Below are 17,829 nucleotides of genomic sequence, written 5' to 3' on the forward strand. Positions count from 1 at the left end.
CCCCGCAACCGAGTGCTGTGCTGGCCGTGCAACTGGGCGCCCAGGAGCAACTGCGTCGCCTGCCACGCGCCCGCCTGATGGAACTGCTGGAGCGTTATCGCGACTGTCTCAACCAGGCGGCGTCGCTGTACCAGAGCGAGCTGCACACGCTGAACGATGGCAGCACGCTGATGCTGTTCCACAGCGAAGACAGCGGCGACGACTACCTGACCAACGCCATTTGCTGCGGTGAACTGCTGCGCGCGTTGGGCCATGCCTTGCAGATCGAAGTCGCGGACAGTGGCATCACCCTGCAACTGCAATTGGGCCTGGTGCTTGGCGAAGGCCTGAGCGGCATGAGCCAGATCGATTTGCTGCTGACTGAAACCGCCCAGGACGCCCTGGCCTTGTCGCAACACAGCCGCAACCTGCTGCTGGTAGAGCGCAAGATCAGCGACGACGCACTGATCCGTCAACGCGCGCGCATCCGCCCGATTGCCAGCCCTGAAGGCGCCTGCTGTGTTGAGCGCCTGATGGAGCCCTACCCGTCCATGCTCGAACGCCAACTGGCACGGATGCACGAGAGCCGCGGGTAGGCCACTCGGAACATCCTGTGGGAGCGGGCTTGCTCGCGATTGCCGCGCCTCGGTGGGTCAGACGTACCGAGTCGACTGAATCGCGAGCAAGCCCGCTCCCACATAGAGGTTGACGTACCGGCCACACGCAAAAAAAAATCCCGCACACGTGCGGGATTTTTGTTTTCTGGCCATCACCTCAGAAGCGGAACACTTCCATGTCGGTGCGAATCGGTGAAGCCGTCGGGATCTTGGGTCTGTTCACATCCTGCTTGGGCGCAGGCTTGGGCTCGGGCTTGCGTAGCTCGATCAAGGGAGGCTGGTTGGCCAATGGCTTGAGCGCCACGGTCAGTTGTTCGCTCAGTTGCTGCAACAACTCACCCTGGGCGCGAACCTGATCGGCTGTGCTGCCATCGTGTTTCTGCTCAAGGTGGACCATGCGGCTGTCACGCACCTGGCCGCGACGGTCGAGCAAACGCCATTGGGCATCCAGGATCGCGGGCTGGTTTTTACCCGAGTCCAATCGGGTGATCGACAGCAGCACTTGCACGTCCGGGGCAAACCCCGCCGTGGCCGGGGCTAGTACCACGCGCTGGCTGTCCAGACGCCAGGCCAGCTGGCGCACCAGCAACTGGTCAATGTCAGACGACAAACTGCCCGCCCAACGACCATCGGTCGCCGCGCTCAGGCTGCCATCGGTTTGGCGCTGCAACAGGGTTTCACGTTGCAGGTAATCAGCCACGGTCACCGGGCCAAGGAGTACGGCCATGCCAGCGCTTTGCTTGGGCTGGCCGGGGTTGCCGCTGTCCAGTTGGTACAGGGACGCTGGCTGGTGCACGCTGCACCCCGCCAGGCCAAGCACACCGGCCAGCAACGCAATTAAAGGAAGGCGCAGAACGTTCATCATTCCATCCAGGTGGCCGCCACACGGCACGCCACAGTGTCATTCTCAGAAAATATCGGGCACATCGCTATCAGCTGTGCGAAAGAGCGCCATATCATCCGTGAATATGCGGCCTGACTCCAGCGCCGCAGCGCCGATCTGCGCGAAAAAACCCAGATCGGCGCACCGCGCTTAGTTAGGCGTCTCTACCAACAGGGCGTCTACGCGCTGGAAGCCACGCGGCAGCTTGTTGCCTCGGCGCCCGCGCTCACCTTTGTAGTGCTCAAGGTCATCGGCCTTGAGTGACAAGGTGCGCTTGCCCGCCTGCAACACCAGCGTGGCGTTGTCGGGCAGCACGGCGAGGTCGGTCACGTATTCTTCGCGACTGGCTACGCGCTCGCCCGGGATGCCGATGATCTTGTTGCCTTTGCCCTTGCCCAGTTGCGGCAGGTCACTGACTTTGAAAATCAACAGTCGGCCTTCGGTGGTTACCGCCGCCAGCCAGTTGTTTTCGCGGTCTGCCACAGGGCGCGGGACCATCACTTGCGCGCCTTTTGGCAGGGTCAGCAAGGCTTTACCGGCTTTGTTCTTGGCTTGCAGGTCTTCACCTTTCACCACAAAACCGTAACCGGCGTCCGAGGCGATCACGTACAACGCGTCGTCGTCAGGCAGCAGCACGCATTCAAAGGTGGCGCCCGGTGGCGGGGCCAAACGCCCGGTCAGCGGCTCGCCCTGGCCACGGGCCGACGGCAAGGTGTGCGCCGCCACCGAGTAGCTGCGCCCGGTGGAGTCGATAAACACGGCAAATTGGTTGGAGCGCCCGGCCGCCGCGGTTTTATAACCATCGCCAGCTTTATAGGACAACCCGGTCGCGTCCAGGTCGTGGCCTTTACCGCAACGTACCCAGCCTTTTTCAGACAGCACCACAGTGACGGCTTCAGTCGGGATCAGCTCGTTTTCCGACAGGGCCTTGGCTTCTGCACGGGCCACGATCGGGGAACGACGGTCGTCGCCGTAGGTTTCGGCGTCGGCCAGCAACTCGCTGCGCACCAGTTTTTTCAGCTTGGCTTCGCTGCCCAGCAAGGTTTGCAGCTTGGCTTGTTCTTTACGCAGGGCGTCTTGCTCGTCACGCAGCTTCATCTCTTCAAGGCGGGCCAATTGGCGCAAGCGCGTGTCGAGGATGTAGTCGGCCTGGGTTTCAGTCAGGGCAAAACGGGCGATCAATTCAGCCTTTGGGTGTTCCTCGGTCCGAATGATGTGGATCACTTCGTCGAGGTTCAGGTACGCGGTGAGCAAGCCGTCCAACAGGTGCAGGCGGCGCTCGACTTTATCCAGACGGAACTGCAAGCGGCGGCGCACGGTTTGTACGCGGAATTCCAGCCACTCCACCAGCAAGGCACGCAGGTTTTTCAGTTGCGGCTTGCCGTCCAGACCGATGATGTTGATGTTGACCCGGAAGGTCGACTCCAGCTCGGTCACGGCGAACAAGTGCTGCATCAGCTCGTCGAGATCGACCTTGTTGTTGCGCGGGATGATCACGATACGGCACGGGTTTTCGTGGTCGGACTCGTCACGCAGGTCGGTGACCATCGCCAGCTTGGTCGGCTTGGCCTGCATCAGCGCCGCGATTTGCTCCAGCACCTTGGCGCCCGACACCTGGTGAGGCAACGCCGTGACCACGATGTCGCCGTCTTCTACGTGGTACACCGCACGCATGCGCACCGAGCCACGGCCGGTCTGGTAGATCTTAAGCAGGTCGGCGCGCGGGGTGATGATTTCGGCTTCGGTCGGGTAGTCCGGGCCCTGAATGTGCTCGCACAGTTGCTCGACGGTGGCTTTAGGTTCATCGAGCAAACGCACGCAGGCGCTGGCGACTTCGCGCAGGTTGTGCGGCGGTACGTCGGTGGCCATGCCCACGGCGATACCGGTGGTGCCATTGAGCAGGATGTTCGGCAAACGTGCCGGCAACACAGCAGGTTCATCAAGGGTGCCGTCAAAGTTCGGCACCCAGTCTGCCGTGCCCTGGCCCAGCTCGCTGAGCAGCACTTCGGAGTACCGCGACAAGCGCGCTTCGGTGTAACGCATGGCCGCGAACGACTTGGGATCATCCGGCGCACCCCAGTTACCCTGACCGTCGACCAGTGTGTAGCGGTAGCTGAACGGCTGAGCCATCAGCACCATGGCTTCGTAGCAGGCCGAGTCGCCGTGCGGGTGGAACTTGCCGAGCACGTCACCGACGGTACGCGCCGATTTTTTGTGCTTGGCGTCAGCGTCCAGCCCCAGCTCGCTCATGGCGTAGACAATACGCCGCTGTACCGGCTTGAGGCCGTCGCCGATGTGCGGCAAGGCCCGGTCCATGATCACGTACATGGAGTAGTTGAGGTAGGCCTGTTCTGTGAAGTCGGCCAGTGACCGGCGTTCTACGCCGTCCAGGCTGAGATCAAGGGAGTCGCTCATGCGGACCTCATTCAGTTCGTTGTCTGGCGCAACAGCATGGTGCCGTCGCGCTGGGTAAATTCAAGTTTGTTCAAAGCGCTCATGCCCAGCAGCACTTGTTCGCCTTCAAGCCCCGGCGCCGCCACCGCTCGCACGTCGCGCAACACGATGGCGCCCAGTTGCAGGCGGTCGATTTGCGTGCGGTAGCCCTGAACCCGGCCATTGGCGGTGTTCAGGGTCACGGCGGCGCCCCTGGGCAATGCCAGTTGCCTGGCGAGTTCCTGCGGGACCACCACATCGGTGGCCCCGGTATCGAGTAAAAATTCCACCGGCACGTTGTTGATCCGGCCGCTGGCGACAAAGTGGCCCTGCACGTTGCTGCGCAGGGTCACTTCGATATAGCCCTTGCCTTGCTGCGAGGCTACCTCGGTATTGGGGTTTTGCTGACGCTGCTCTACACGCCCGAAAAACTGCGTGGCCAGGTACAAACCGGCGCACCAGGCCACGATCATGAAGATGCGCCCCATCCCTTTACCCGGTGCCTGCTGGCTCATGACTTGGCGCTCCAGCCACCTTGCGGGGCAGCAAAGCGCCAGACAATCGGGCGTTTCTCGCCATCGGCGCGCACGTGGCTGCCGTTATCCACGCCGATCCACGCGCCTTTGGCGTCGATGACCAGCGCTTCGGCGTTGCCGTACGGGCTTTTGTACAAACGTTCTTTGGTCAAGGCGTCGTTGGCAAATGACCAGCAGCGCTCGACTTCACCGGTGTCCAGAGTGCGACGGCACACGCGGTAGGCCATGCGTTCAAGGGTAAACAGCTTGCCCTCGAACAGCGCCAGATCAGAAAAGTCTTTCTGCTGGGGCTTGCCCTTGAGTTGCGACGGTGGCTGTTCAAGGCCGCCTTCGCTCATCAACACGCAACCGTTTTCACAGTCCCACACGCTCTGCTTTTTGCGGATGGTCAGCAAACCCCGGCGCTCGCGCTCGGCCGCCAGCCAGAGCTGCGTGCCCTGCGGGTTGACCACAATGCCTTCAAACAGCGCATTAAAGTGCAGCAACATGCCGCTGGCGCGAGCCTGACGCACCAGCGCCGGGTCGATTTTGAGCCAGGCCGGGGCGCCAATCGGCGGCACCCGCAACACGGCAGCATGGGCTTCACTGACCACGTAACGGTTACCGGCGTCGTCGCAGGTGATGCCTTCGAAATCCAGATCGCCGCCGCGCAGCGGGCTGATGGCTTTACCCATCATGCGCACGCCCCACGGCAAGCCGCTTTCGGGCGCAGGCGGCACCTCAATGGCCACCGCCTCGGCCTGCCACAGCGGGTCGCGGGTAGCCAGACGGTACAGCTGATCATCATCGCGATCAGACACGGCCCACATCTCGCCCTGGCACATTGCCAGGCCGGACAAGTTACCACCGCGCATGCCTGCCACCGGATGCTCGGACTGCAGCGCCAGCTCTGGCCAGGTATCCGCCAGAACCGGGGCCGCACTCACACACAGCAGCGCCAGCAAGGCACTGCGCATCAGGCCAGCACCTGCAAATCACCTTTGGATTCAAGCCAGGACTTGCGGTCACCGGCGCGTTTTTTCGCCAGCAGCATGTCCATCATTTCTGACGTCGCGGCGTAGTCTTCGAGGGTGAGTTGCACCAGACGCCGGGTGTTCGGGTCCATGGTGGTTTCACGCAGTTGCGGCGGGTTCATTTCGCCCAGGCCTTTGAATCGCGTGACCTGCGGCTTGCCGCGTTTTTTCTCGGCCGCCAGACGGTCGAGAATACCGTCGCGCTCGGCCTCGTCGAGGGCGTAGTAAATCTCTTTGCCCAGGTCGATCCGGTACAACGGCGGCATGGCCACGTACACGTGACCGGCGTCGACCAGCGGCCGAAAATGCTGCACGAACAACGCGCAGAGCAAGGTGGCAATGTGCAGACCGTCGGAGTCGGCGTCGGCCAGGATGCAGATTTTGCCGTAGCGCAACTGGCTCATGTCCGCCGCGCCCGGATCAACACCAATGGCCACAGCAATGTTGTGCACTTCCTGGCTGGCGAGGACTTCGCTGCCGTCGACTTCCCAGGTGTTGAGGATCTTGCCGCGCAACGGCAGGATGGCCTGGAATTCTTTGTCCCGCGCTTGTTTGGCAGAACCGCCTGCGGAATCACCCTCTACCAGAAACAGCTCGGAGCGCATCGGGTCCTGCCCGGCGCAGTCAGCCAGTTTGCCGGGCAAGGCCGGGCCTTGGGTGATGCGTTTGCGCTCGACCTTTTTGCTGGCCTTGAGGCGACGACCGGCGTTGTTGATCGCCAGCTCTGCCAGTTGCATGCCCAGTTCAGGATTGGCGTTGAGCCACAGGCTGAACGCGTCCTTGACCACCCCCGAGACAAACGCCGCCGCTTCACGGGACGACAAACGCTCTTTGGTCTGGCCGGAGAACTGCGGCTCCTGCATTTTCATCGACAAGACGAAGGCAATGCGCTCCCAGACGTCTTCGGGCGCCAGCTTCACACCACGCGGCAGCAGGCTTCGGAACTCGCAAAACTCACGCATGGCGTCGAGCAAGCCTTGGCGCAGGCCGTTGACGTGCGTGCCGCCCTGGGCGGTCGGGATCAAGTTGACGTAGCTTTCCTGCACGCTGTCGCCGCCCTCTGGCAGCCACAGCAGCGCCCAGTCGACGGCTTCTTTATTACCCGCCAGGCTGCCGCAGAACGGCTCGTCCGGCAGGCGTTCGAATTCGCTGACCGCGTCGACCAGGTACGAGCGCAGGCCGTCTTCGTAGTGCCACTCAACCTTTTCGCCGGTGCCTTTGTCTTCAAAACTCACCAGCAGGCCCGGACACAACACAGCCTTGGCCTTGAGCACGTGCTTGAGGCGGCTGACCGAGAACTTGGGCGAATCGAAGTATTTAGGGTCCGGGGCGAAGTACACGCTGGTCCCGGTGTTGCGCTTGCCGACCGTACCGACGATTTCCAGGTCGGTGGCCTTGAAGCCATCGGCGAAGGTCATCTGGTATTCGTTGCCGTCACGCTTGACCTTGACCCGCACTTGGGTCGACAAGGCGTTCACCACCGAGATCCCCACGCCATGCAGGCCGCCGGAGAACTGGTAGTTCTTGTTCGAGAACTTGCCGCCCGCATGGAGCTTGGTCAGGATCAGTTCGACGCCTGACACGCCCTCTTCCGGGTGAATGTCGACCGGCATGCCGCGCCCGTCGTCGCTGACTTCCAGCGAGTGGTCGGCGTGCAGGATGACTTGCACCGATTTGGCGTGACCGGCCAGGGCTTCGTCGACGCTGTTGTCGATGACTTCCTGGGCCAGGTGGTTTGGCCGACTGGTGTCGGTGTACATGCCGGGGCGTTTGCGCACCGGGTCGAGGCCCGAGAGGACTTCGATGGCGTCTGCGTTATAAGAGCTAGCGCTGGGAGTGGCCATAGGGTCTCGTCGTTAGTCGTAAGTGAAAAATAAGGGCCATTCGACTCGCGCTTAAAGCGCCGCGAAGTCGATGGTTTGATACTGAGGTGCCGCTATCCCGGCGAAACTCAACAGCCCCGGCAGTTGCTCGGCAAACCCTTGGTAACTGTGATCGCCGCCGCCCTGAATCCGTAACGCGCACGCGGCGTAGTACTGTTCGGCATGGCGGTAATCCAGGGTTTCGTCGCCGGTTTGCAACCACACCTGATAACGCTGCGGGTCTTGCGGGGCCGGAACTTCCAGCGCTGCCAGGGCCAGCACGTGATCGTGGGTCAGCTCCCAGGTTTCGCCGCTGTAAAAGTTGGTTTGCGTGCCCAGGTAGCCGTCGAAGTGACGATGCGGGCTGACGGCCGGGTTGACCAGCAAGGCCTTGAGCCCATGCTGTTCGGCCAGATAGGTCGCATAGTAGCCGCCGAGCGAGCTCCCGACCAGCAGAGGACTGTCCAGTTCGCTGATTGCCGCCTGCAATTGCGCCATCGCCTCACGCGGATGGTGGTGCAAGGCCGGAACGCGCAGCTGCTCACTCAGCCCGATGCGCTGCATCACGGTGGCCAGCTGGACGGCCTTTTTCGACTCGGGGGCGCTGTTGAACCCATGGATATACAAGATGGAACCCGACATGCACTAACTCCCGAGTACAGATTTAGCCGAACGCTGTTTCAAGAAAGACGCGCAGTTTAGCCTGACTCAAGGGGCCATGGCCGTTTCAAGATAATTCAGGCCCGCCCACTCAGTAATTGTTCGCGCTGTAATCGGGCGTGAACACAAAGTTATCCAGCCGCGACACGCCGGTGTCCAGCGCGCCATCGGGGTGCAGGCGGAGCCAGCGATAGCCGGGCGCCTCGCCGCTGACATCAAAGTCTGTGCTGCCCGGCGTGAACTGCACGCAGGTAGAAGGCGTTGCCAGCAAGCGCACACCGTTGCGCACATGGTCGAAGGGCTGATGGATATGCCCCCAGAGCACGGCGCGCACCTGCGGGAAGCGATCCAGCACGGCCCAGAACTCTTTAGCGTTGCGCAGACCGATCGGCTCGATCCATTCACTGCCCACCGGCACCGGGTGATGGTGCAGGCAAACCAGATGATGACGCTGCGGCGCTTCGCTCACAGCCCGGGCGAGCAACTGTAATTGCTCATCCTCCAGATACCCCGGCGTGGCGCCCGGTACCTGCGAGTTGAGCAAAATGATGCGCCAGTTACCGATATCCACAACCGGGTCCAACAGACGGGTTTGCACCGTGGCTTCGCGCATCTGCGCCAATCGGTCGTGATTGCCGGGGAGCCAGCGGGCATTGGCGCACAACGGCTCGCTCACTTGCCGAAACCGCTGATACGCCGCAACGCTGCCGTCCTGAGCCAAATCGCCGGTGCCCAGCAGCAGATCGACCTGCGCCTGCTCGGCACGCGCCTTGTCGACCACCTGTTGCAGGCTCTGCGCCGTATTCAGCCCCAGCAGGGTACTGTCTGCGTCGGCAAACAAATGGCTATCGGTCAGTTGCACCAGCAGCACCGAGTGTTCGGTGGTCGGCGTGGAAGCGTTGGGCAAGGCGTTCTCCCGGTGGGTAGATAAATGGCGCGATTATGCCACTCCAGAACCCTCTGTAGGAGCGAGCTTGTCTCGCGATCTTTGATCGTTAAAAGATCGCGAGGCAAGCTCGCTCCTACAGCAGGAAAGCCTAGCGGACTTCGGCGTACTCGTGCCCGCAGGCCAGGCAATGGCTCAGCCACTCACCTAAAAACACATTGAGCTGGGCCTTTTCGTCGGGCTGGTGCATCGCATCATTGGGGTAAGGATAGATGCTGCGAAAGCGCCGCGCATGTTCAGCGCCAATCACCTCGGCCATGCGCGCATCGTGGTACACCTGCACTTGCAGTTCCGGCACCGGCAGCCACGGCAGGCTGTGTTCCTGGCGCACGCGCAAGGTGCTGGTGTACGGGCAGTCGAGCATCACTTCAAGGGTCAGCACGCCGAGCATCTGCTCACCCTGAGTGACCGCGATCTGTCGCGCGCTCGGTTGCTCGCGCATGTCAGGCAATAAACGCATCAGCCGCGCATAGTTGGCTTCGCAGGCAGCCTGCAAGCCAATCAAATCAACCCGGTAGCGATCACGGACGCCATTTACTGCCATAACCCCCTCACTTCAGCGCGGTTAAGCGCCAGCCACTGCAGGGCAATAATGCTCGCCGCGTTAGAAATACGTCCATCACGCACCGCTTGCAGCGCATCTTCATACGCCCATTTAGTCACGCGAATGTCTTCGGCTTCTTCGTCCAGACCGTGCAGGCCGCCCGCATTAGAGCTGTCGCAACGCCCCAGAAACACGTGCACAAATTCAGTGCTGCCGCCCGGTGACGGGAAATAACGGGTAATGGGCCATAACGCCGAGAACGTCAGCCCCGCTTCTTCTTCGCCTTCGCGGTGGGCGATGTCTTCGGGGTCGTTTTCACCCTCTTTGTCGATCAGGCCGGCCACCAGCTCGATCAGCCACGGGTTGTCGATTTTGCCCAGGGCGCCAACGCGAAACTGCTCGATCAACACCACTTCGTCGCGCACCGGGTCATAAGGCAGCACACACACCGCGTCATGACGCACAAACACCTCACGACTGATCTCACGGCTCATGCCACCGGCAAACAGCTCATGGCGCAGGAAAACCCGGTCCAGTTGGTAAAACCCCTGGTAGCCGTTTTCGCGTTTTACGATCTCGACGGCGCTGGGCTTGGCCTTGGTGATGTCAGTCATGGAAAACCTCTTGCTGGCAAATTCACACCGGGGGTGACCCCACGGCATCGCGCATCCTAACGCGCCTGTGCTTCTGGATGCAGCCCCTTTTATAACGTGGGGATAGACGGATTGCCTGCAAACCAACTCTAATTGACACCTTCAAGCTTAGCGGCGAACTGACGCCCTTGTTGGCAGTCGAACGAGCCTGCGTTCACCTTTCTTTCGTTGATGAAGGACGACCATGTCACTTTTAAAACTGGCTTCCCTGACTTGCATCGCCCTCGCGCTGGGTGCTTGCCAGAGTGCTTTTCAACCCAAACCGCTGGCGTTCACCCCCGATGCCTCCGAGCAGGTCAAAGCGGGCTGCAAGGGCGATGACTGCCCGCTGGTCAACATTGAGACCGTGCACTTCGCCGCCGATCCGAAGCTGGACGCCCTGATCGAACAGCGCCTGCTGAAAATGACCGTCAACTCGCCGGACGACAAATTGGCGCCGTCGCTGAACGCTTACCGCGAGCAGTTCCTGCGCACTGCCGACACCCGCAACAGCATGTATTTGCAGGCCAAGGTACGTGAGCAGCATGACGACTTGGTGATCATCGAGCTGATCAGCTACCTGGACACCGGCGGCGCGCATGGCATGCCGGGCCGTGGCTTTATCAACTGGTCGCGTAAAGACCATAAAGAAGTGACCTTGCAGGACATGCTCCTGCCGGGTCAGGAAAGAGCCTTCTGGGGCGCGGCCAAAGTGGCGCACAACAACTGGCTGATCAACTCGCACCGCAGCAACGATGCGGAGTTCGTCAAAACCTGGCCGTTCCAGCAAACCCCGAACGTGGCGCTGCTTAAAGACAGCGTTTTGCTCAAGTACGACGTGTACAGCATTGCCCCGTACTCCGATGGCAACGTTGAGCTGAGCATTCCGTATTCGCGCTTGAACGGGATTATCAAGCCGGAGTGGTTGCCGGGTCGCGGCTAACCCAAAACGCCCAAAACGTCTGTAGGAGCGAGCTTGCCTCGCGATCTTTTGATCTTTTTAAAAGATCGCGAGGCAAGCTCGCTCCTACAGTGGGTTTTGGGTTGTGGTTGTGGGTTAGTGTTTGCGGCCCAACACCCACATCAGCAGCCCGGCCAGTAACAACGCCGGCAAGGTTGCGCCGACATCCGGGTAGAAGTTGGCCAGCAGGTGGTAGGTCAGCACCCCGCCCGACCAGGCCAGCAACGTCGGCCAGCGCAGCAGGCCCGGTGTCACGTCGACGCTGCGTTTGCGCACAATGAAGTGGTCCACCAGCACCACGCCAAACAACGGCGCAAACACTGAGCCAATCAGCAGCAAGAAGTTCTGGTACTGCGCCAGCGGCGCCAGCAGGGCGATCAAGGTGCAGATAACGCCAATGGCCAACGCCAGGTGCTCAACTTTCAAGCGCAGCAAGAACCCGCTGGAGACGGCCGCCGAGTGAATGTCGGCGAAGGCGTTTTCAGATTCATCGAGCAAAATCAGCAGCAACGGAATCCCCAGCCCAGCCCCCGCCAGCGCCAGCAGCAGCGCATTGACTTCACCGCTCGGCGCGAACGCCAGGGTGTAGGCCACACCCAGACTCATCAGCCAGAAGTTGCCGATCAAAAAGCCCAGCGCGGTGCCGCCAAACACGCTTTTGGCGCGTTTGCCGAAGCGCGAATAGTCGGCGATCAGTGGCAGCCACGACAGTGGCATGGCAATCGCAATGTCGAAACCCACCGCGAACGGCATCGAACCGTCGCCCTTCTGCGCCCATAAAGCAGCCAGATCGGCCTTGGCGAAGAGGTTCCAGGTGAGCCACAGGCACGCAGCCAGCAACAGCCAGATGCCCCATTTGCGCAAGATCTTGCGCACAAACGCCAACGGCCCGCTGACCGCGAGCAGCGTGGCCAGGGCGCCGAAGAATAATGTCCAGAGCAGCGGATTGCTCAGCCAACTGCCCTCACTGAAGGCCCGCGCGCCAAGCAGGCTGGCGGCATCGCGCATCACAATGATTTCAAACGAGCCCCAGCCAATCAGTTGCAGAACGTTCAACACGGCAGGGAGCATGGCACCGCGGCAGCCCAGGCTGAGTTTTAGCGCGGCCATGGAGGACAGCCCCGTGTCGCTACCGATCACCCCCACCGACGCCAATAACGCCACGCCCACCAGCGTGCCGAGAAAAATTGCCAGCAGCGAACCCGACAGGCCCAGCCCCGGCGCCAACAAGGCCCCGGTCTGCAACACCATCAGCCCGACGCCGAGGGAGAACCACAAGGAAAACAGATCGCGAGCGCCGAAGACGCGCTTGTCCAACGGGACGGCGGTATCCGGCGAGTAAGTGCTGGGTGTGTTCAAGGAAAGAGTCTCTTGAAGAGAAAGAAGGTGCCGGATAATCAAACCCGTGGGAGCGGGCTTGCTCGCGATGGGGTCGACACGGTTTCACATGCAGACCGCGTCGTTCGCATCGCGAGCAAGCCCGCTCCCACAAGGGGAACTGCTTACATCACACCTTCTTGTACAACTGGCTGCCTTCCTGCTTGAAGCGCTCGGCCTGTTCCGCCAGGCCTTTGGCCACGTCGACGTCGACCGCTTCAATGCGTTGGTTGGCGGCGTAGATGCGCACTTCCTGGGTGATTTTCATCGAGCAGAATTTCGGCCCGCACATGGAGCAGAAATGCGCGACCTTGGCCGAGTCTTTCGGCAGGGTTTCGTCGTGGTACGAGCGCGCCGTGTCCGGGTCCAGGCCAAGGTTGAACTGGTCTTCCCAACGGAACTCGAAACGCGCCTTGCTCAACGCGTTGTCGCGGATTTGCGCACCGGGGTGGCCTTTGGCCAAGTCCGCGGCGTGGGCAGCGATTTTGTAGGTGATGATGCCGGTCTTCACGTCATCCTTGTTCGGCAAGCCCAAGTGCTCTTTGGGCGTGACGTAACAGAGCATGGCGCACCCGAACCAGCCAATCATCGCCGCGCCAATGCCCGAGGTGATGTGGTCGTAGCCCGGCGCGATGTCGGTGGTCAGCGGGCCAAGGGTGTAGAACGGCGCCTCGTCGCAGCATTCCAACTGCTTGTCCATGTTCTCTTTGATCAACTGCATCGGCACGTGTCCCGGGCCTTCGATCATGCACTGCACGTCGTGCTTCCAGGCGATTTTGGTCAGCTCGCCGAGGGTTTCCAGCTCACCGAACTGCGCGGCGTCGTTGGCGTCCGCAATCGAGCCCGGGCGCAAGCCGTCGCCCAGCGAGAAGCTGACGTCGTAGGCCTTCATGATTTCGCAGATTTCGTCGAAATGGGTGTAGAGGAAGTTCTCTTTGTGGTGCGCCAGGCACCACTTGGCCATGATCGAACCGCCCCGCGACACAATGCCGGTCACGCGTTTGGCGGTCAGCGGCACGTAGCGCAGCAACACCCCGGCGTGGATGGTGAAGTAGTCCACACCCTGCTCTGCCTGCTCGATCAGGGTGTCGCGAAACAGCTCCCAGGTCAGGTCTTCGGCCACGCCGTTGACCTTTTCCAGCGCCTGGTAAATCGGCACCGTGCCGATCGGCACCGGCGAGTTGCGGATGATCCACTCGCGGGTTTCGTGAATGTGCTTGCCGGTGGACAAGTCCATGACTGTGTCCGAACCCCAGCGAATGCCCCAGGTCAGCTTGGCCACTTCTTCTTCGATGGAGGAGCCCAGCGCGCTGTTGCCGATGTTGCCGTTGATCTTCACCAGGAAGTTACGGCCGATGATCATCGGTTCCAGTTCAACGTGGTTGATGTTGGCCGGGATGATGGCGCGGCCACGGGCGATTTCGTCGCGCACGAACTCCGGGGTGATTTCTTTCGGGATGTTGGCGCCAAAGCTGTGGCCGGCGTGCTGCTGGTCCAGCAGGCCCGCCGCACGGGCTTCTTGCAGCTTCATGTTTTCGCGGATGGCGACGTATTCCATCTCGGCGGTGATGATGCCCTGACGCGCGTAGTGCATCTGGGTGACGTTGGCCCCGGCCTTGGCCCGGCGCGGGTTTTTCACGTGGGCGAAACGCAGTTTGGTCAGTTCGGCGTCTTCAAGGCGCATTTGCCCGAAGTTCGAGCTCAGGCCCGGCAGGCACTCGGTGTCATCGCGGTCATTGATCCAGGCCGAACGCACGTCGCCCAGGCCTTTGCGCACGTCAATCTGTACTGAAGGATCGGTATACGGGCCTGAAGTGTCGTAGATCAATACCGGCGCATTGATTTCACCGCCAAAATCGGTCGGCGTGACATCAAGGCTGACTTCGCGCATCGGCACCAGAATGTCCGGGCGCGAACCCTGTACGTAAACTTTTTGCGAGCGGGTAAACGGCTTGACCGACTGCTCATCGACCTTGGCCGAATCACTGAGATTGATCGCGTTTTTTAGTGTTGTACTCATCACGGCTCTCCAGACTGCATCCAGGTGGATTGTCGGAGGGAGAACCTGAAAAAAGCACGGACGCACCCAAGGACTGGGTGCTGAGTGACGACCTCGAACGATTGATCATTTTTTGAACAATCGATCCCGGACGGCACTCAAGAGGACTCGCCGGGAGACGAGAAATCTTGTTCCCTACGCAGGCGCTAACCTGATCAGGTTCAACGGGATCCGAAATTATTCGATCTCAGCCTCATAGCAAGGCACCCCGACAAGAACACGGCCAATATAAAGAAGTGTGTGGCAGAACGCCAACCCTGAAATAAACAGCATGACGAAAGAGACAACAACGGCATTGTTGCAAGGTGTCACGGCTACTACACTCGCTACGTCTTGAAACTCCGAGTGCCAGAACACGGCCTCGACAATCAATTTCGCATTATTGAACTAGGGATCGCTCATGCTGCGCAAACTCTCGCTGGCTATCGCCGTGTCCTGGGCGACCAACGCTATGGCTGTGGATTCACCCGCGCCCGTGTCCAACCAAAACGGTCTGGTCAGCGTTTACCAGGAAGCTGTCGACAACAACGCCGACCTCGCGGCAGCCCGTGCCAGCTACTCGGCACAAAAGGAAGTCGTGCCTCAGGCCCGCGCCGGCTTGCTGCCTAATCTGTCGGGCGGCGCCGAGTCGAGCAGTGTGCGCACCTCCATCGACAGGCCGTCGATGACCACCAACCGCAGCCTGATGGTTTACCAGGCCACACTGGCCCAGCCACTGTTCCGCATTGACCGCTGGTTCCAGCTCAAGGCGGCCGAGTCGATCAATGAACAGGCCGCGCTGCAACTCTCGGCCACTGAGCAAAATCTGATTCTGCAAAGCGCCAATGCTTACTTCTCGGTATTGCGTGCCCAGGACACCCTGGCCGCGACCAAGGCCGAAGAAGCCGCGTTCAAGCGTCAACTGGACCAGTCCCGCGAGCGTTTTGATGTGGGCCTGTCGGACAAGACCGACGTGCTGCAATCCCAGGCCAGCTACGACACGGCGCGGGCCAACCGCATGCTCGCCAAGCGCCAGGTCGAAGACGCCTTTGAAGCACTGGTCACGCTGACCAACCGCCAGTACAACGCCATTGAGGGCATGCGCCACAGCCTGCCGATTTTGCCGCCCACGCCGAACGACGCAAAAGCTTGGGTCGACACCGCCGCGCAGCAGAACCTCAACTTGCTGGCCAGTAACTACGCGGTAGACGCCGCGCAAGACACCCTCAAGCAACGCAAGGCCGGCCACGCACCGACCGTGGACGCGGTGGCGCAATACAAATCCGGTGACAACGATGCCTTCGGCCTGACCAACCCGAACGCCCTGAACCAGCGCTACGGTGGGCCGGTCAACCAGACCAGCATCGGCATTCAGTTGAACATCCCGATTTACAGCGGCGGCCTGACCAGCTCGCAAGTGCGCGAGTCGTACTCACGTCTGGACCAGACCGAGCAGCAGCGTGAGCAACTGCGCCGCCAGGTGGTAGAAAACACCCGCAACCTGCACCGCGCGGTGAATACCGATGTCGAGCAGGTAAAAGCGCGCAAACAGTCGATCATCTCGAACCAGAGCGCCCTGGAAGCCACGGAAATCGGTTATCAGGTGGGTACACGCAACATCGTTGACGTGCTCGACGCCCAGCGTCAGTTGTACAACTCAGTGCGCGACTACAACAACAGCCGCTACGACTACATCCTCGACAACCTGCGCCTTAAACAGGCGGCAGGCACGTTGAACCCGGGCGATCTGGATGCGTTGTCGCGTTACCTGAAAGCCGATTACAACCCGGACAAAGACTTCCTGCCGCCAGACCTGGCCCAGGAAGCGGCTGCCAACATTCGTAACGCCGGTCAGTAACCCTCTGTAGGAGCGAGCTTGTCTCGCGATCTTTTGATCTTTAAAAGCTCGCGAGGCAAGCTCGCTCCTACAGGGTCGTCATCGACTTAGTAATCGACCCAACCCGTCCAGCAAGCGCTGCAAGGCGCCCTGATTTGCGAGCATCACGTTCAAACCGGCCTGGCCCATGTGCCGGGCGTCTTGCGGCAGTTCAAACAAGCGCCGTACCGCCACTGCCAAGGCTTGCGCATCGTCCACTTCTTCCAGCGCCCCGGCGTCACGCAACAACGCGGCGATTTCGAGGAAATTGAACAGGTGCGGCCCGCTCAGCACCGGCTTGGACAGCGCCGCCGGCTCCAGCAGGTTATGCCCGCCATTAGCCACCAGGCTGCCGCCCACAAACGCGCTGTCGGCCAGGGCGTACAAAAACAGCAGCTCGCCCATGGTGTCGCCCAACAGCACCTGTGTTTGCGCGTTGACCGGCGTTGCGGCCGAGCGCCGTACCGTGTCGAACCCTTCGCTTTGGCACAACGCGAACACCGAGTTAAAGCGCTCCGGGTGGCGCGGCACCAGGATCAACAAGGCGTTCGGGTAGCTGGCGAGCAACTGCCGATGCGCCGCCAACACGATGGCGTCTTCACCTTCATGGGTGCTGGCGGCGATCCACACCGGGCGCTCCAACGCCTGCCATTGCTCGCGCAGCTCACGGGCCTTGATCAGCAACTGGGGGTCAATCGTCAGGTCGAATTTGATCGAGCCGGTCACTTGCACGCACTCGGGGCGGGCGCCCAACTGGCGGAAACGCTCGGCTTCGGTTTCGGTCTGCGCAGCAATCAGGCTCATCTCTTCGAGCATTGGCCGGGTGAGCTTGGCAAACCGCGCATAGCCTTTGGCCGAACGGGCCGAGAGGCGCGCATTGGCCAGCGCCACCGGGATGCCGCGCTTGGCGCATTGGTGGATATGGTTAGGCCACAGTTCGGTTTCCATGATCACCGCCAACTTGGGCTGCACCCGATCCAGAAAACGTGCGGCGGCCCATGGCAGGTCGTAAGGCAAATAACAGTGCTGGATGCGCGGTTCGTCGGCGAACAGGGCTTGAATGCGCTCCGATCCGGTCGGGGTCATGCAAGTCACGGTAATCGGCAACTGTGGATAACGTTGCAGCAACGCCCGGATCATCGGGGCGGCGGCAATACTCTCGCCCACGGACACGGCGTGTACCCAGATCCCGCCCGGCTGCATGGCGGGCATATTCAGCGCGAAACGTTCGCCAATGCGCTTGGCATACGCCGGGGCCTTGCGTGCCCGCAGCCATAAGCGAATCGCCACCAACGGCAGCCCCAGATGAAACAGCAAGGTGTAGAGAGTTCTATTCATGGGCCCGGAGTTTACTTGAAAACGACCTCCACGATGATGGCACCGAACACGCCCATTTCAAGGCGCGACAAAAAGCCCCCTACACACTTTTACAACCACTAGAATGCCGTGCTGTTAAATTGCTTCGCCACACA

At 61.1% G+C, this 17,829-nt stretch carries 14 protein-coding genes, 1 pseudogene and 1 riboswitch; of the genes and pseudogenes, 3 read left to right on the plus strand and 12 right to left on the minus strand.

Annotated elements, in window-relative coordinates; all coding sequences use genetic code 11:
- Positions 1 to 575, plus strand: a pseudogene (locus GHO41_RS17085) (histidine kinase); the annotation flags it as partial.
- Between the two features lie 178 nt (positions 576 to 753).
- On the opposite strand, the gene GHO41_RS17090 reads toward GHO41_RS17085, so the two are convergent.
- The 9 genes from GHO41_RS17090 to GHO41_RS17130 form a co-directional block, all read right to left on the minus strand.
- On the minus strand, positions 754 to 1,458 hold the full coding sequence (locus GHO41_RS17090; protein WP_178126534.1) for a membrane integrity-associated transporter subunit PqiC: 705 nt from the start codon (positions 1,456 to 1,458) through the stop codon (positions 754 to 756).
- 171 nt (positions 1,459 to 1,629) lie between these two features.
- Positions 1,630 to 3,894: a DNA topoisomerase IV subunit A gene (gene parC / locus GHO41_RS17095; protein WP_123751146.1), complete on the minus strand. Its 2,265-nt coding sequence runs from the start codon at positions 3,892 to 3,894 to the stop codon at positions 1,630 to 1,632.
- A gap of 11 nt (positions 3,895 to 3,905) precedes the next feature.
- Entirely contained in the window at positions 3,906 to 4,427 is a 522-nt protein-coding gene (locus GHO41_RS17100) for a TIGR02281 family clan AA aspartic protease (protein ID WP_153434197.1), read from the minus strand.
- Positions 4,424 to 5,404, minus strand: a complete 981-nt coding sequence (locus GHO41_RS17105; RefSeq protein ID WP_153434198.1) for an esterase-like activity of phytase family protein — start codon at positions 5,402 to 5,404, stop codon at positions 4,424 to 4,426. The genes GHO41_RS17100 and GHO41_RS17105 overlap by 4 nt, the downstream gene beginning before the upstream one ends.
- Positions 5,404 to 7,305 carry a DNA topoisomerase IV subunit B gene (parE, locus tag GHO41_RS17110; RefSeq protein WP_153434199.1) on the minus strand — a complete coding sequence of 634 codons (1,902 nt, stop codon included), beginning with the start codon at positions 7,303 to 7,305 and terminating at the stop codon, positions 5,404 to 5,406. Before parE ends, GHO41_RS17105 begins: the two co-directional genes overlap by 1 nt.
- Positions 7,306 to 7,356: 51 nt before the next feature.
- A complete protein-coding gene (locus tag GHO41_RS17115) occupies positions 7,357 to 7,965 on the minus strand; it encodes a YqiA/YcfP family alpha/beta fold hydrolase (RefSeq protein ID WP_153434200.1) in 609 nt (202 codons plus the stop codon).
- 109 nt (positions 7,966 to 8,074) lie between these two features.
- Positions 8,075 to 8,890: a 3',5'-cyclic-AMP phosphodiesterase gene (cpdA, locus tag GHO41_RS17120; protein ID WP_153434201.1), complete on the minus strand. Its 816-nt coding sequence runs from the start codon at positions 8,888 to 8,890 to the stop codon at positions 8,075 to 8,077.
- Positions 8,891 to 9,020: 130 nt separating this feature from the next.
- Positions 9,021 to 9,473 (minus strand): DUF1249 domain-containing protein, encoded by a 453-nt coding sequence (locus GHO41_RS17125; RefSeq protein WP_048366623.1) that lies wholly within the window; start codon positions 9,471 to 9,473, stop codon positions 9,021 to 9,023.
- Complete coding sequence (locus GHO41_RS17130; protein WP_123751141.1) at positions 9,464 to 10,087, minus strand: NUDIX domain-containing protein; 624 nt, start codon at positions 10,085 to 10,087, stop codon at positions 9,464 to 9,466. The genes GHO41_RS17125 and GHO41_RS17130 overlap by 10 nt, the downstream gene beginning before the upstream one ends.
- A gap of 223 nt (positions 10,088 to 10,310) precedes the next feature.
- Between GHO41_RS17130 and GHO41_RS17135 the strand changes: the two genes are divergently transcribed.
- A complete protein-coding gene (locus GHO41_RS17135; protein WP_048366625.1) occupies positions 10,311 to 11,048 on the plus strand; it encodes an RsiV family protein in 738 nt (245 codons plus the stop codon).
- 114 nt (positions 11,049 to 11,162) lie between these two features.
- Here the strand turns inward: GHO41_RS17135 and cytX are convergent, their stop codons facing one another.
- A complete protein-coding gene (gene cytX, locus GHO41_RS17140; RefSeq protein WP_178126535.1) occupies positions 11,163 to 12,425 on the minus strand; it encodes a putative hydroxymethylpyrimidine transporter CytX in 1,263 nt (420 codons plus the stop codon).
- A 148-nt stretch (positions 12,426 to 12,573) separates the two neighbouring features.
- Positions 12,574 to 14,463 carry a phosphomethylpyrimidine synthase ThiC gene (thiC, locus tag GHO41_RS17145; protein WP_153434203.1) on the minus strand — a complete coding sequence of 630 codons (1,890 nt, stop codon included), beginning with the start codon at positions 14,461 to 14,463 and terminating at the stop codon, positions 12,574 to 12,576.
- 154 nt (positions 14,464 to 14,617) lie between these two features.
- Positions 14,618 to 14,723, minus strand: a riboswitch (TPP riboswitch).
- Positions 14,724 to 14,902: 179 nt separating this feature from the next.
- Between thiC and GHO41_RS17150 the strand changes: the two genes are divergently transcribed.
- A complete protein-coding gene (locus tag GHO41_RS17150; protein ID WP_048366628.1) occupies positions 14,903 to 16,339 on the plus strand; it encodes a TolC family outer membrane protein in 1,437 nt (478 codons plus the stop codon).
- A 78-nt stretch (positions 16,340 to 16,417) separates the two neighbouring features.
- Here the strand turns inward: GHO41_RS17150 and waaA are convergent, their stop codons facing one another.
- Positions 16,418 to 17,695 (minus strand): lipid IV(A) 3-deoxy-D-manno-octulosonic acid transferase, encoded by a 1,278-nt coding sequence (gene waaA / locus GHO41_RS17155; RefSeq protein WP_153434204.1) that lies wholly within the window; start codon positions 17,693 to 17,695, stop codon positions 16,418 to 16,420.
- Positions 17,696 to 17,829 lie beyond the last annotated feature (134 nt).

The organism is Pseudomonas sp. FSL R10-0399 (genome assembly GCF_009600165.1).
Taxonomy (GTDB): domain Bacteria; phylum Pseudomonadota; class Gammaproteobacteria; order Pseudomonadales; family Pseudomonadaceae; genus Aquipseudomonas; species Aquipseudomonas helleri.